The organism is Acidobacteriota bacterium (assembly GCA_009861545.1).
Lineage (GTDB): Bacteria > Acidobacteriota > Vicinamibacteria > Vicinamibacterales > UBA8438 > WTFV01.
Genome location: VXME01000160.1, coordinates 131,350 through 146,236 on the forward strand (window position 1 = coordinate 131,350; position 14,887 = coordinate 146,236).

The window sequence follows — 14,887 nt, forward strand, 5'->3', positions numbered from 1 at the left end:
GATGAAGGCGATCATGCAGAATTCACGCCCCAACGCCCGTCCCGCCGGCACGCTGCCGCGGGCCGAGGGCCTGTACGACCCGCGCTTCGAGCACGACTCGTGCGGCGTCGGGTTCGTCGTGAACATCAAGGGCGAGCGATCGCACAAGCTCGTCCGGCAGGCGTTCGAGGTATCCGTCAATCTCCTGCACCGCGGCGCGTGCGGCTGCGAGGTGAACACGGGCGACGGCGCCGGCATGCTCCTGCAGCTTCCGCACAAGTTCTTCCGCAAGGCGGCGGACGCCGCCGGTTTCGAGCTGCCGGGGCCCGGGGCCTACGGCGTGGGCATGGTGTTCCTGCCGCGCGACGCGGCCGAGCGGCGGCAGGTGGAGGACACGTTCGGCCGAATCGTCGACGAAGAGGGCCAGCGCCTGCTCGGCTGGCGCGACGTGCCGACCGACAGCGGACACCTCGGCGCCACGGCGCGGAGCGGCGAGCCGGTGATTCATCAGATCTTCATCGGCCGCGGGCCGGCCCTCGACGCCGCCCCCGACGCGGCGGCGCGGTTCGAGCGGAAGCTGTACGTCATCCGCAACCGCGCGGCGCACGAGGTCGATGGCCTGCAGCTTCGCGAGCGCGACCTCTTCTACGTCGCCAGCCTGTCGTCGAACACCATCGTCTACAAGGGAATGCTGATCGCGGACCAGGTCGAGCGGATGTTCCCCGACCTGGCGGACCCGGACGTCGAGTCGGCGCTGGCGCTCGTCCACTCCCGGTTCAGCACCAACACGTTTCCCTCGTGGCCGCTGGCCCACCCGTACCGTTACTGCGCCCACAACGGCGAGATCAACACGCTGCGGGGCAACATCAACTGGATGCGCGCACGCGAGGCGCTGTGCCGGTCGGACCTTTTCGGCGACGACCTGCAGAAGGTGTTTCCACTGATCCGCGAGGGCCAGAGCGATACCGCGACGTTCGACAACGTGCTCGAGTTCCTGGCCCTTACCGGCCGCCCCCTCGCCCACGCGGTCCTGATGATGATCCCGGAGCCGTGGAGCAATCACGAGTCGATGAGCCCGGAACGCAAGGCGTTCTACGAGTACCACGCGTCGCTGATGGAGCCGTGGGACGGTCCGGCGTCGATCGCCTTCACCGACGGCACCGTGATCGGCGCCGTGCTCGATCGCAACGGACTGCGGCCCTCGCGCTACTACGTCACGACGGACGACATGGTGATCATGGCGTCCGAGGTGGGCGTCCTCGACATCCCGCCGGAGAACGTGCTGGTCAAGGAACGGCTGCATCCGGGCCGCATCTTCCTGGTCGACACGGCGCAGGGACGGATCGTCGACGACGAGGAGATCAAGCGCGGCCTCGCCCGCGAGAAGCCCTACGCCGCGTGGCTGAAGCAGGAACTGGTCCACATCGACGACCTGCCGCCGGCCCCCGGCGTTTCGGCCGGGCCGCGGGAACCCGTCCGCACGCTGCAGCGCGCTTTCGGCTACACCGAGGAGGATCTGCGGATCCTCATCGCGCCGATGGCTCAGGCCGGCGCCGAGCCGATCGGCTCGATGGGCACCGACACCGCGCTCGCCGTTCTCTCGGATCGCTCGCGGCTCCTGTACGACTACTTCAAGCAGCTCTTCGCGCAGGTGACCAACCCGCCGCTGGACGCGATCCGCGAGGAGCTGGTGACCGACATGGGATCGACGCTGGGCGCCGAGGCCAACCTGCTGGCGCCCGATGCGCGATCGTGCCACCACGTCAAGGTGGACGCACCGGTGATCACGAACGACGATCTCGCGAAGCTGCGGCACCTGGACGATCCCGCGTTTCGTTCGGCGACGCTGCCGATGCTGTTCGACCCCGGCGCCGGCGCGGCGGGCCTCGAGCAGGCCATGGAAGCGTTGTGCCGGGCGGCCAGCGAAGCCGTCGCCGCCGGAGCGACGCTGCTCGTCCTGTCCGACCGCGGGGTGGATCGCGAGCACGCGCCGGTGCCGGCCCTGCTCGCCACCGCCGGCGTCCACCACCATCTCGTGCGGGAAGGCTCCCGCACGCGCTGCTCGCTGATCGTCGAGACCGGCGAAGCCCGCGAGTGCCATCACATGGCCCTGCTCGTGGGCTATGGCGCCGCGGTCGTCAACCCGTATCTCGCCTTCGAGACCATCGAGGAGCTGCGCGCCGACGGCGAGGTGCGGGACGTCGACCCGGCACAGGCGATCCGCAACTACATCAGGGCCTGCACCAAGGGCGTGCTGAAGGTGATGTCCAAGATGGGCATCTCCACGCTCCAGAGCTATCGCGGCGCCCAGATCTTCGAGGCGGTCGGACTCGACAAGGCGTTCGTGGACCGCTGCTTCACCTGGACCGCATCGCGCATCGGCGGGATCGGCATCGACACGGTGGCCGAGGAGGTCGTCCGGCGCCACGCGCGGGCGTTCATCGAGCGCGGCCGCGAGGACGACGAGCTCGACTCGGGCGGCGAGTACCAGTGGCGCCGCGACGGCGAGTACCACCTGTTCAACCCGGAGACGGTCTTCAAGCTGCAGCACGCCAGCCGCAGCAACCAGGTGGCCGTGTATCGGGAGTACGCCGGGCTCGTCAACGATCAGAGCCGGCAACGGGCGACGTTGCGCGGCCTGCTCGAGCTGAAGCCGGCGGCCGCGCCGATCCCGATCGAGGAGGTGGAGCCGGCCGAGGCGATCTTCAAGCGCTTCTCCACCGGCGCCATGTCCTACGGCTCGATCAGCGCCGAGGCGCACGAGACCCTGGCCATCGCCATGAATCGCCTCGGCGGCAAGTCGAACACCGGCGAAGGGGGCGAGGATCCGACCCGGTTCACCCCGGACGAGAACGGCGACCTGCGCCGCAGCGCCGTCAAGCAGGTAGCCTCGGGCCGCTTCGGCGTCACGAGCGAGTATCTCGTCAACGCCGACGACCTGCAGATCAAGATGGCGCAGGGCGCCAAGCCGGGCGAGGGCGGGCAGTTGCCCGGCTTCAAGGTCTATCCGTGGATCGCGAAGGTGCGCTACTCCACGCCGGGCGTCGGGTTGATCTCGCCGCCGCCGCATCACGACATCTACTCGATCGAAGACCTGGCGCAGCTCATCCACGACCTGAAGAACTCGAACCCGGAAGCGCGGGTGCACGTGAAGCTGGTCGCCGAGGTGGGCGTCGGCACGGTCGCGGCCGGCGTCTCGAAGGCGCACTCCGACGTCGTGCTCATCTCCGGGCACGACGGCGGCACCGGCGCCTCCCCGCTGACCAGCATCAAGCACGCCGGCGTGCCGTGGGAGCTGGGCCTCGCGGAAACCCAGCAGGTCCTCGTGCTCAACGACCTGCGCGACCGGATCGTCGTGCAGGTCGACGGGCAGATGAAGACCGGCCGCGACGTGGTCATCGCCGCGCTGCTCGGCGCCGAGGAGTACGGCTTCTCGACGGCCCCGCTCGTGGTCACGGGCTGCATCATGATGCGCGTCTGCCACCTCGACACCTGTCCGGTCGGCATCGCGACGCAGAACCCGAAGCTGCGCGAGCGCTACTCCGGCAAGGCGGAGTTCGTCGAGAACTACTTCCGGTTCGTCGCCGAGGAGATTCGCGAGCTGATGGCGCAGCTCGGCTTCCGCACGATGGACGAGATGATCGGCCGGGCCGACCGGCTCGATGTCCGCAAGGCGGTCGACCACTGGAAGGCGCGCGGCGTCGACCTGTCGACGATTCTGCACCAGCCGGAGGTGGCGGACACCATCGGCCGCCGCTCGGTGCAGCCGCAGGACCACGGCCTGGACCGGGCCCTCGACAACACGCTCATCGAGCGCTGCGCGGACGCCATCGAGCACCGCCGTCCGGTGGAGATCGCCCTGCCGATCCGCAACGTCAACCGGACCGTCGGGACCATGCTCGGCGCCCGGATCAGCCGCCGGTGGGGCGCGGAAGGACTGCCCGACGACACCATCCGCATCGCGTTCACCGGGTCGGCGGGCCAGAGCTTCGGGGCGTTCGTGCCGCGGGGCGTCTCGATGACGGTGGCCGGAGACGCGAACGACTATTTCGGCAAGGGACTGTCCGGCGGCCGGCTCGTGATTCATCCGCCCGCGCGATCGACCTTCACGCCGGAGAAGAACATCATCATCGGCAACGTGGCGCTCTACGGCGCCACCGGCGGCGAGGCGTTCGTACGCGGCGTCGCGGGCGAGAGATTCGCGGTCCGCAACAGCGGAGCGCACGCGGTCGTCGAGGCGGTCGGAGACCACGGCTGCGAATACATGACCGGCGGACGAGTGGTGGTGATCGGCTCGACGGGACGGAATTTCGCCGCCGGCATGAGCGGCGGCATCGCCTACGTGCTGGACGCGAAAGGCGACTTCGAGCGCCGCTGCAATCCGGGCATGGTCGATCTCGAAGCGCTCGCGGCTGAAGACGCCGAGCTCGTCGAGCGACTGCTGGCGCGCCACCTGGAGCTGACCGGCAGCGCCGTCGCCGATGGACTGCTCGCTGCATGGGACACGGCTTGGCACCGCTTCGTGAAGGTGATGCCGAGGGACTTCAAGCGCGTGCTGCAGGCCGAGGCGCGAGCGCGCGCCCAGGCGCGGCAGCCGCAGTTCGCCGAGTTGATCGGCGCGCAGTGACACGGAGACCGATGGGCAAACTGAAAGGGTTCCTCGAAATCGAACGGCAGGCGGCGCCGAAGCGGCCGGCGAGCGAGCGGGTCGCCGACTGGAACGAAGTCTACCTGCCGTACGCGACGCCGGACCTGCAGGCGCAGGGCGCCCGCTGCATGGATTGCGGCATTCCGTTCTGCCACCAGGGGTGTCCGCTCGGCAACCTGATCCCGGACTGGAACGACCTGGTCTACCGCGGCAAGTGGCGCAGCGCAATCGACCGGCTGCACAAGACGAACAACTTCCCGGAATGGACGGGACGGCTCTGCCCGGCCCCGTGCGAGGGATCGTGCGTGCTGGCAATCGACGGCGACGCCGTGACCATCAAGTCCGTGGAGCTGGCCATCGTCGAGCATGCCTTCGACGAAGGGTGGATCGCGCCGGCGCCGGCGCCGGTGCGCACGGGCAAGTCGGTGGCCGTCGTCGGGTCCGGACCGGCCGGGCTCGCCGCCGCCGATCAGCTCAACCGGGTCGGCCACACGGTCACGGTGTTCGAGAAGGCGGACCGGATCGGGGGCCTGCTGCGGTACGGCATCCCGGAGTTCAAGATGGAGAAGCGCTTCCTCGATCGCCGCGTCGACGTCATGGCGGCCGAGGGGGTGCAATTCCGAACCGGAGTCAACGTCGGCGCGGACGTCCCCGGCGAGCGGCTCCTCGCCGAGCACGATGCGCTGCTGCTCGCCGGCGGCGCCGGCTGGCCCCGCGATCTGAAGGTTCCGGGGCGGGAACTGCGCGGCATCCATTTCGCGATGGAGTACCTGACGCAGCAGAACCGCCGCAACGAAGGCGACGCCGTGCCCGCCGCCGACGCGATCGACGCAAAGGACAAGCGGGTCGTCATCATCGGCGGCGGCGATACCGGGGCCGACTGCCTCGGCACGGTGCACCGGCAGGGAGCGGCATCCGTGGCGCAGTTCGAGCTGTTGCCCGAGCCGCCGCAGCAGCGGGACCCGGACAACCCGTGGCCGACCTGGCCCAACGTCTTCCGGGTGTCGGCGGCGCACGAAGAGGGCGGCGACCGCGTGTACTCCGTGTCGACCGAGCGCTTCTCGGGCACCGACGACGGCCGCGTCGAACGCCTGCACGGCATCAAGGTGGCGCTGCGTCGCGAGAACGGCCGGCCGACGTTCGACCGGGTCGCGGGCAGCGAGTTCGAGATGGAAGTCGACCTGGTCCTGCTCGCGATGGGCTTCCTGGGACCGGAACGGCCCGGTCTGCTCACCGAGCTCGGGGTCCGGCTGACCGACCGCGGCAACGTCTGGCGCGACGAGAACTGGATGACCAGCGTGCCGTCCGTGTTCACCGCCGGCGACATGCAGCGCGGCCAGTCGCTCATCGTCTGGGCCATCGCCGAGGGCCGCAGCGCCGCGCGGGGCATCGACGCCTGGCTGATGGGAACATCCGACCTGCCGGCGCCCGTCTGAGATTTCCGCCGCCGGGCGCCGTACAACGTCGTCGCCGGTTCGAACGCGCACCGCCGGCCGATTTCCACGGCAGTAGCCGCACTCGTGTTGGCACGTTCTTTGAATTGCCACAGGGGGATGGCTACTCGATCGCGTACCGCAAGCGCCGCAAGGTCCCGTGAACGGCTGGCGTCCCCGGCCTCCGGCGAGTCGCGCCCCATGTCGATGACGAAGCTAAAGGGCCAGTCGAGCGACGTGAAACCGCTCGTGATGCTGGCCGAGGTCAATCAGGCTCTCACCGTCGGGAGGACTCCGCGTGCCGGCCTGCAGCGGGCCCTCGAGATCCTCGACCACGACTACGGCGTGATCCGCAGCGCGGTGGTTCTCGCCGACGCGAACACGGGGCGTCTGCGGGTCGAGAACTCCGCCGGCGTGCCCGATGAAGGCAGGCACGCCGAATGGGAGATGGGCGAAGGCATTACGGGTCGCGTGGTCGCCAGCAGCAAGCCTGTCGTCATTCCACAGATCAGCCGGGAGCCGGCCTTCCTGCACCGGACCGGCCGCCGGCCCCAGGGCGCGCGTTCCGAGATCACCTTCATGTGCGTGCCCATCCCCGGGGCGCGCACGCCGCTCGGCGCGCTCAACATCGACTTCCCGTTCGAACGCGCGCGTCACTACGACCGCGACCTGCACGTCTGCCGCGTCGTGGCCAGCATGTTCGGGCAGGCGATCCGCCTGAAGGAGGCGGCGGAGGTCGAACGCCAGCGGCTCCTGGCCGAGAACACGCACCTGAAGGCGGAGCTGAAGGAGCGCTACGACTTCTCCCAGATCATCGGCACCAGCGGGCCCATGCGGCAGGTGTACGAGCAGATCGCGCAGGTAGCCGGCACGAACACGACGGTGCTGGTCCGCGGCGAGTCCGGCACCGGCAAGGAGTTGATCGCGCACGCCATCCACTACAACTCCCCGCGCGCGAAGAAGCCGTTCATCAAGGTGAGCTGCGCCGCCCTGCCCGATTCCCTGATCGAAGCCGAGCTCTTCGGCCACGAGAAGGGTGCGTTCACCGGCGCCGCGGCCCGCAAGAAGGGGCGCTTCGAGCTGGCCGACGGCGGCACCCTGTTCCTCGACGAGATCGGCGACATCAACCTGTCCACACAGGTCAAGCTCCTGCGCGTGCTGCAGGAGAAGGAGTTCGAGCGGCTCGGCGGCGTGACGCCCGTCAAGGCCAACGTGCGCCTGATCGCAGCCACCAACGCCGACCTCGAGAAGGCCATCGCGGCCGGCACGTTCCGCGAGGATCTGCACTACCGGCTCAACGTCTTCACCATCTTCGTGCCGCCGCTGCGCGAACGCAAGACCGACATCCTTCTCCTCGCGGACAGCTTCCTGGAGAAGTACACGGTGGAGCACGGCAAGAGCGTCAAGCGGATCTCCACCCCGGCCATCGACATGCTGATGGCGTACCACTGGCCGGGCAACGTCCGCGAGCTCGAGAACAGCATCGAGCGGGCGCTGCTCGTCTGCGACGGCAGCGTGATCCATGCCCACCACCTGCCGCCGAGCCTGCAGACCAGCGAGGCGTCCGGCACGGTCACCCGCGTCTCGCTCTCCGACGCGGTCGGCGCCTACGAAAGAGACCTCATCCAGGACGCACTGAAGACGACGCGCGGGAACCGGGTCAAGACGGCGAGGCTCCTCGATTCGACCGAGCGCATCATCAGCTACAAGGTCAAGAAGTACGGGATCGACTGCCGACGATTTCGGTAGAAACGGCGCATGACAATAATGTCGTCACACCAAATAATGGAGACATTATTGTTGAATCCTTATCTCCCACAGACCCCGGTCGGACCGCGGTCTGCCCGCGACTATCCACCGATAATCCATCATTTACCGAATACAAACGACCCCGGCTCCGCTTCCGGCGTTCGCGCGACAGGATCGACCAATTCGTTCGATTTCTCCTACTGACAAAAATGTAGAACGTGGCTTTCGTGCTACATTTTTGTAGAACTACTGCGCCCGGCGCGCACCAGCGGCCGGGCCCGGACGGTTGGGGATTCACCCGCTTTCCAACGATTGATCCCCATCCGACCGATCTGGCCCGCATCTTGCTTTGTCACTTCGCGTCGCTCTTGGCGTGCCCGAAACCCGTTCTGGAGACAGCTCATGAAACTCATCACGGCCATCATCAAGCCACACATGCTCGACGGGGTGCGCGACGCGCTCTCGAAGTCGGGGATCAAGGGACTGACCGTCACCGAAGTCAAGGGCTTCGGACGGCAGAAGGGTCACACCGAGGTCTACCGCGGCGTCGAGTACTCCGTCGACTTCGTGCCCAAGGTGAAGATCGAGATCGTCACCGACGACGAGCACGTCGCCTCGGCCATCGCATCGATCACGGAGTCCGCCCGCACCGGCGAGATCGGCGACGGGAAGATCTTCGTCAGCGATATCGGGCAGGCGATCCGAATTCGCACGGGCGAGTCGGATTCGGCCGCACTCTAGGGGAATCAAGGACGACCAACAAGGACAACGTGATGAAACATACACCTCGCCGCTCATTCGGCCGCCTGTTCCTGCTCGCGCTGTTCGGCGTCACGCTGCTGCCGCACGCCGCGCTCGCCCAGGACGTGTCGGACGAGATGTTCGCCGTCAACAACACCTGGATGCTCGTGGCGACGTTCCTCGTCTTCATCATGCATCTCGGCTTCGCCTGTCTCGAGTCGGGACTGACGCAGGCGAAGAACGCCGTCAACATCCTGTTCAAGAACACGGGCGTCATCTCGATAGGCCTGATCACGTACGCCTTCGTCGGCTTCAACCTGATGTATCCGGGCGACTTCAACGGCTACGTCGGGTTCGCCGGATTCGGGATCGACGCGGGCGCGGAAGGCGTGACCAGCGCCTACAACACCGGCTATACGTACTGGACCGACTTCATCTTCCAGGCGATGTTCGCCGCGACGGCCGCCACGATCGTCTCCGGCGCCGTCGCCGAGCGGATCAAGCTGAACTCGTTCCTGATCTTCACGACGATCTACGTCGCGATCTTCTACACGATCGCCGGCTCGTGGAAGTGGGGCGGCGGCTGGCTGGACCAGATGGGGTTCTACGACTTCGCCGGCTCCACCCTAGTGCACTCGGTCGGCGGCTGGGGCGCGCTCGCCGGTGTCATCGTGCTCGGTCCGCGGATCGGGAAGTACGGCGCGCATGCGAAACCGATCGCCGGACACAGCATGCCGCTGGCGACCATCGGCGTCTTCCTGCTCTGGCTCGGCTGGTTCGGGTTCAACGGCGGCTCGGTGCTGAGCGCCGACCCCGGCCTGGTCTCGCTGGTCTTCGTGACGACCGCGCTGGCCGCGGCGGCCGGCGTCATCGGCGCCATGATCACCTCCTGGTCCGTCCAGCACAAGCCGGACCTGTCGATGGTCCTCAACGGCGCACTCGCCGGCCTCGTGGGCATCACCGCGGGGGCCGACGTGGTGAGCGTCAACGCTTCCATCCTGATCGGCCTCATCGCCGGGATCATCGTCGTCGGCTCGGTGCTCTACATCGACCGCGCGAAGCTCGACGATCCGGTCGGGGCGATTTCCGTCCACCTCGTCTGCGGCATCTGGGGCACCCTGGCGGTCGGGATCTTCAGCGCGGACCATTCCTTCGTCACGCAGTTGATCGGCGTCCTGGCGTACGGCGCCCTCTCGTTCCTGGGCGCGTTGCTCATCTTCTTCGCGCTGCACAAGAGCATCGGCCTCCGCGTCAGCGAGGAAGAGGAGCGGATGGGTCTCGACGTCGGCGAGCACGGCATGGAGGCCTACGGCGGATTCCAGATCACGCACTAGTAGGCCGGCGCGGGCTGCGGCGGACGTTCGGAACCTTCCGGGCGTCCGCCGGGGCCGGCCGATTGGCAATCGGAAACCGGGGCCGCCTCACCGCGCCCCACCACTGGAGGAGAGCGTCAACGTCATGCACAGATCAACCAGTCGCTTCATCGTTCTCGCGTTCACCTGCGCCGCAGCGGCCGGCACGGCCGCCGCTCCCGCGGCCGCGCAGGACATGGGCAACAACGGCAACGTGAGCCTCTCGAGCGGCGTGGACATCGTCAACCAGTACTACTTCCGCGGCATCGTCCAGGAGACCGGCGGATTCATCGCGCAGCCGTTCCTCGACGGCAGCATCAGCTTCGGCGCGGCGTCGATCACCGCGGGCACCTGGAGCAGCCTGCACTCGACCGACGACCCGAACGCGTTCGACGGAGCTCCCGCCAGCTTCTACGAGACCGACTTCTATGCCGGCATCGGCGGCGCGGCAGGCCCGGTCGGTCTCGACGTGACCTACACCGCATACATGAGCCCGCGCGGGAGTTGGGGAACCGTCAAGGAGCTCGCGCTCGGCTTCAGCCTCGACAACGTCGCCGCTCCGTACGCGACGGTCGCGTTCGAGGTCTCCGGGAATGCCGCGGGAGACAGCGGGGGCACCTATTTCGAGCTGGGCATCGAGCCGTCCGCTCCGCTCGACGACGCTCCGGTCAGCTTGTCGTTTCCGGTTGCCATCGGCCTGAGCCCGAGCAATTACTACAATCCCGGCGGCGTCAACCATGCCTTCGGATTCTTCAGCGCCGGTGCGTCGATCGGCATCCCGCTGAACGTTCCCGAGGGGTACGGCGAATGGGGACTGGGCCTCGGCGTCAGCGCCCTGGTCTTCGGTGAGGGTCTCAAGCAGATCAACGGCGACGACAGCGGCGCGAAGCTCATTGCGCTGTTCGGACTCAGCCTCGGCTACTAGGAATTTGCGACTCTGCTTTCCTCCTCCTCGGCGGAGTCACAAACGTGGGCGCCGGAGGGTACGCCAGCCCTCCGGCTCCCGCACTCTGCGGCGCCGAGCCGCCCGGCGCTCGCGGCGGGACGCCGCGGATGGGAAACCCGGTCCATGCGTCCGGATCTTGGTAAGATACGCCGGTTGGGGCAAGCAACGGCGCGGCACGCCGTCCATGGACCTTGCGAGGGGAGGGACGTTTCGATGATCGAGCGACGTCGCGTCGCGGTGGCGTACGCATGTGCACTCGTGATCGCCGGGTCGGTGGCGGCGACGCCCCGAACCGCGTCCGCGCAGCCGAACGGCGGACGGATCGCTTTCAACATGGGACTCGACACGAGTCATGCATACTTCTTCCGCGGCATCAGGCAAGAGCGCGACGGAGTCATCGTGCAGCCATATGCCGACGCCACGATCATGCTTCTCGAGGGAGGCGAGGGCCTCAACTCCATCGGTTTCACCGTCGGCCAGTGGAACAGCTTTCATTCCTCGGGCCGGGGCACGACGTCCGGTCCGCACACATGGTACGAGTCGGACTTCTTCACCGGTTTCACCCTAGAGCTGGAGAACTGGGAGGCCGGCGTCTCCTACACGGCATACATGAGTCCGAGCCACTCTTTCGGCACGGTCCAGGAAATCGGGATCAACCTGGGCCTGGACGATACCGGCGTGACCATGCTTCCGCTGCCTCTGCAACCCCACCTCGCCCTGGCCATCGAGGTTAACGGGCAGGCTGACGGCGGGGCGAGCGAGGGAGTGTACTTCGAGCTCGGCATCGAGCCGGGCTTCGATCTCGCGGGAGGTTCCCTGTCGTTGGGCGTCCCGCTCACCCTGGGCATGAGCCTCAACAACTACTACGAGGACGGGGGGCTCACCAACGACACTTTCGGCTACCTCGATCTGGGTCTCGTCCTCGGCATGCCTCTGAACGTCCCGGAATCCTTCGGCAGTTGGGAGCTTTCGGGAGGCGCACACATGCTGCTGCTCGGCCGCTATCTGGAATCGCTCAACGGCGGCCGCCAGTATCAGGCCATCGGCTCGCTCGGTCTCTCCATCGGCTACTGACACTTCGCGAGTCTCCAGGCTGTGATGCTTCAGTCAGACCCCGCGGCCACGCCCGGCGACACCCGGTCACGGGGAGCGCTCTCCACCCTGTCCACACGTCTGGCCGAAGCCCGCGAGGAGCTCCGCGCGGCGGCGGCCCGGGCACGGGCGGGGGTCCGGACCCTGCGCCGCTACTCGACGCGCATCGACGACATCCTGAAGGACATCTACGAGGCCGGCCGCCAGCTCACGGACAAGCCGACCGCCCTGATTCCACTGGGCGGATACGGACGCCGCCATCTCTGCCAGTGCTCCGACATCGACCTGCTGATCGTCGTCGACGGGGAGATCGGCGCACCGGAGGAGCGGTTTCTGCGGGCGATCCTGCATCCGCTCTGGGACCTCGGCCTGGAGGTCGGGCACCAGGTACGCCGGGTAGCGGAATTCGGCGAGCCGGAGGCGGACAACCCGGAGTACCTCGCCGCACTGCTGGACGCGCGGTTTCTGGTCGGTGACGCGAACGTGTTCGAGCGCTCCGCCAAAGCCTGCCTGGCTGCCGAATCCCCCTGGCGCGCTCCGATGCGGGCGGCGCTGATCGATCTGGCGCGGCAGCGCCACGGGCAGTTCAACCACACCGTGTTCCAGCTCGAGCCGGACATCAAGGACGCCCCGGGGGGGCTGCGTGACGCGACCGCCATCCGGCTGTTGGCCCGCATGGCCCGCGGCACGCCGGGAGAGCCGTACACCGACGTCGGACGCCTAGACGAGGCCGAGGACTTCATGTTGCGGGTCCGCTCCATCGTCCACATGGAGCGAAAACACAACGTCAACGTCCTCGACCATGGCATGCAGGAGGTCGTCGCGGAGCGCTTCGGATCGCCGGGCGACCAGAAGCGGCGGCAGGTCGAGCTGCTGATGAGCACCTACTACCACCATGCGCGGCGGATCGACCGCTCCATGATGACCGTGCTCAAGTCGTCTCAGGCGCCCCCGGACCGGAACCGGACCGTCAAGCCGATCGGGGACGACCTCGAGACCGCGTGGGACGGCATCCGGTTCGTCGACGGCACCCTCGCCTCGATCCAGCCGCAGAGCTGGCTCCGACCGTTCGAGGCTGCGCTGAACGAAGACGCGGAAGTGTCCGAGCAGGTGCTCACCTGCATCGAACGCCACGGGGAGCGCTACGCGCCGGAGAGCTTCTTCCCCACCGACCAGGAACGCGACCGGCTGCTGCGGGTGCTGCGTCCGCGGCCGGGTCTGTACGCACGGCTCTCCGACATGCACGAGCGCGGCCTGCTGGGCAGGATGTTCCCCGAGTTCCAGAAGGTCTACTGCCTGGTCGTGCGCGACTTCTACCACAAGTACACGGTCGACGAGCACACGCTGCGCACCATCCGCAACGTGGAGCACCTGTGCACGCCGCGAACGGACAGCCGGAAGCGCTTCGCCGGGGTGCTCCGCGAGCTGGAGCAGCCTGAGCTGCTGGTGCTGGCTCTGCTGTTCCACGACGTCGGCAAGTGGACCAACAAGAACCACTCGGAAGAGGGGGTGCGCATGGCGATCGGGGCGTTGCGCCGCCTCCGGCTCCCCGAGAAGTCGATCGCGACGGTCGAGTTCCTGATCCGGCACCACCTGCAGATGTCCGTGCTGGCGTTCAGACGCGACGTGGAGGATCCCGAGACCGCGACGCAGTTCGCCCGACTGGTCGGTACCGAGGAGCGGCTGAAGCTGCTCTGCCTGCTGACCCTCGCCGACGTCGACGCGGTCAGCCCCGGCGTCATGACGCCGTGGAAGGAGGAGATGCTGTGGCGTCTCTACGTCGAGACCTACAACCGTCTGACCCTCGGCTACAGTGACGACGCGATCGAGGACGCGGACGCGGTCCGGGAAGAGCTGAGCGCCCAGCGGCCCGCCGACGTGTCCGCGGCGGATCTCGATGCGTTCATCGAGGGACTCCCCCGGCGCTACCTGCGCGTGGTCGACCAACCGCGGGTCTACGAGCACGTCCGGCTCGCGCGCGGGCTGGAGCCGCGGGAGGTCCGGTCGCTGCTGGAACAGAAGGACGCCGCGTGGGAGCTCAGCACGATCGCGCTGGATCAACCCGGCCTGTTCGCGAACGTGTGCGGCGTCCTCTCGTACTTCGGCATGGACATTCTGCGCGGACAGGCGATGACCAACCGGCACGGCCTGGTGCTGGACATCTTTCAGTTCGCGGACCAGGAAGGGTATCTGCGGCTGAACCAGGTGGCCCGCGACGAGCTGACGGCGCTGCTCGAGGATGTCATCGCCGGCAACGTCGACATCGCCGACAAGCTGCGCGGGCGCTGGGGATCGCGTTCGACCGGCCGCCCGCAGCAACCGATGCGGCCGACCGTACGTTTCAACAATCACTACTCCCGGCGGTTCACGGTACTCGAGGTGGTGGCCGCGAACGCCTGGGGTCTGCTCTATCGTCTCAGCCACGTCCTGTCGGCCCGCGGCTGCAACATCGACCTCGTGCTGATCTCGACCGAGGGCACGCTGGCCATCGACGTCTTCCACATCACCAAGGATCGCGCCAAGCTCTCGGACGAGGAACAGCGGGCGCTGACCGACGAGTTGCAGGAGACCCTCGCCGCCGGCGCATGAGCCGCGCACAGATATCGCCATGAAGATGATCGAGGCCATCGTCCGCCCCAACCGGGTCGACGCCATCAAGGACGCGCTTGCGAAGCAGGACATCTCGGGCATCACGGTCAGCGAGGTGCGCGGCCACGGCCGCCAGCGCGGCCATACGACCGTGTACCGGGGCCGGGAGTACGACATCAGCCTGCTGCCCAAGGCCAAGATCGAGGTCGTGGTGGCCGACGACATGGTCGAGGCCGCGATCGACGCCATCATGGATGCGGCGCGGACAGGTGAGATCGGGGACGGGCGGGTCTTCGTGCTGCCGGTCGAGCAGAGCCGGATTATTCGGACGGGTGAGCGGGACGTCGTGTAGCGGGCG

Annotated in this window: 9 protein-coding genes; all 9 read left to right on the plus strand. The window is 67.7% G+C overall.

Annotation, left to right across the window (positions count from 1 at the left end; translation table 11 throughout):
- Window positions 1-13: 13 nt before the first annotated feature.
- The 9 genes from gltB to F4X11_25275 all read left to right on the plus strand — a co-directional run bounded on the left by gltB (window position 14) and on the right by F4X11_25275 (window position 14,881).
- Window positions 14-4,606 (plus strand): glutamate synthase large subunit, encoded by a 4,593-nt coding sequence (gene gltB / locus F4X11_25235; protein MYN68282.1) that lies wholly within the window; start codon window positions 14-16, stop codon window positions 4,604-4,606.
- 11 nt (window positions 4,607-4,617) lie between these two features.
- A complete protein-coding gene (locus F4X11_25240; protein ID MYN68283.1) occupies window positions 4,618-6,063 on the plus strand; it encodes a glutamate synthase subunit beta in 1,446 nt (481 codons plus the stop codon).
- Window positions 6,064-6,267: 204 nt separating this feature from the next.
- A complete protein-coding gene (locus F4X11_25245) occupies window positions 6,268-7,809 on the plus strand; it encodes a GAF domain-containing protein (protein MYN68284.1) in 1,542 nt (513 codons plus the stop codon).
- A 402-nt stretch (window positions 7,810-8,211) separates the two neighbouring features.
- On the plus strand, window positions 8,212-8,550 hold the full coding sequence (locus tag F4X11_25250; GenBank protein MYN68285.1) for a P-II family nitrogen regulator: 339 nt from the start codon (window positions 8,212-8,214) through the stop codon (window positions 8,548-8,550).
- A 125-nt stretch (window positions 8,551-8,675) separates the two neighbouring features.
- A complete protein-coding gene (gene amt, locus F4X11_25255; protein ID MYN68286.1) occupies window positions 8,676-9,884 on the plus strand; it encodes an ammonium transporter in 1,209 nt (402 codons plus the stop codon).
- 124 nt (window positions 9,885-10,008) lie between these two features.
- On the plus strand, window positions 10,009-10,827 hold the full coding sequence (locus tag F4X11_25260; protein ID MYN68287.1) for a hypothetical protein: 819 nt from the start codon (window positions 10,009-10,011) through the stop codon (window positions 10,825-10,827).
- Between the two features lie 234 nt (window positions 10,828-11,061).
- A complete protein-coding gene (locus F4X11_25265; protein ID MYN68288.1) occupies window positions 11,062-11,922 on the plus strand; it encodes a hypothetical protein in 861 nt (286 codons plus the stop codon).
- A gap of 24 nt (window positions 11,923-11,946) precedes the next feature.
- Window positions 11,947-14,529, plus strand: coding sequence for an HD domain-containing protein (locus F4X11_25270; GenBank protein ID MYN68289.1), 2,583 nt, complete (start codon window positions 11,947-11,949; stop codon window positions 14,527-14,529).
- A 19-nt stretch (window positions 14,530-14,548) separates the two neighbouring features.
- Window positions 14,549-14,881 carry a P-II family nitrogen regulator gene (locus tag F4X11_25275; protein MYN68290.1) on the plus strand — a complete coding sequence of 111 codons (333 nt, stop codon included), beginning with the start codon at window positions 14,549-14,551 and terminating at the stop codon, window positions 14,879-14,881.
- Window positions 14,882-14,887 lie beyond the last annotated feature (6 nt).

Excerpts from the sequence above, each read along its gene's own strand:
- F4X11_25260 (MYN68287.1), top strand. The coding sequence starts at position 10,009 with ATGCACAGATCAACCAGTCGCTTCATCGTTCTCGCGTTCACCTGCGCC.
- gltB (MYN68282.1), top strand. The coding sequence starts at position 14 with ATGCAGAATTCACGCCCCAACGCCCGTCCCGCCGGCACGCTGCCGCGG.
- F4X11_25270 (MYN68289.1), top strand. The coding sequence starts at position 11,947 with ATGCTTCAGTCAGACCCCGCGGCCACGCCCGGCGACACCCGGTCACGG.
- F4X11_25245 (MYN68284.1), top strand. The coding sequence starts at position 6,268 with ATGACGAAGCTAAAGGGCCAGTCGAGCGACGTGAAACCGCTCGTGATG.
- F4X11_25265 (MYN68288.1), top strand. The coding sequence starts at position 11,062 with ATGATCGAGCGACGTCGCGTCGCGGTGGCGTACGCATGTGCACTCGTG.
- F4X11_25275 (MYN68290.1), top strand. The coding sequence starts at position 14,549 with ATGAAGATGATCGAGGCCATCGTCCGCCCCAACCGGGTCGACGCCATC.
- F4X11_25240 (MYN68283.1), top strand. The coding sequence starts at position 4,618 with ATGGGCAAACTGAAAGGGTTCCTCGAAATCGAACGGCAGGCGGCGCCG.
- F4X11_25250 (MYN68285.1), top strand. The coding sequence starts at position 8,212 with ATGAAACTCATCACGGCCATCATCAAGCCACACATGCTCGACGGGGTG.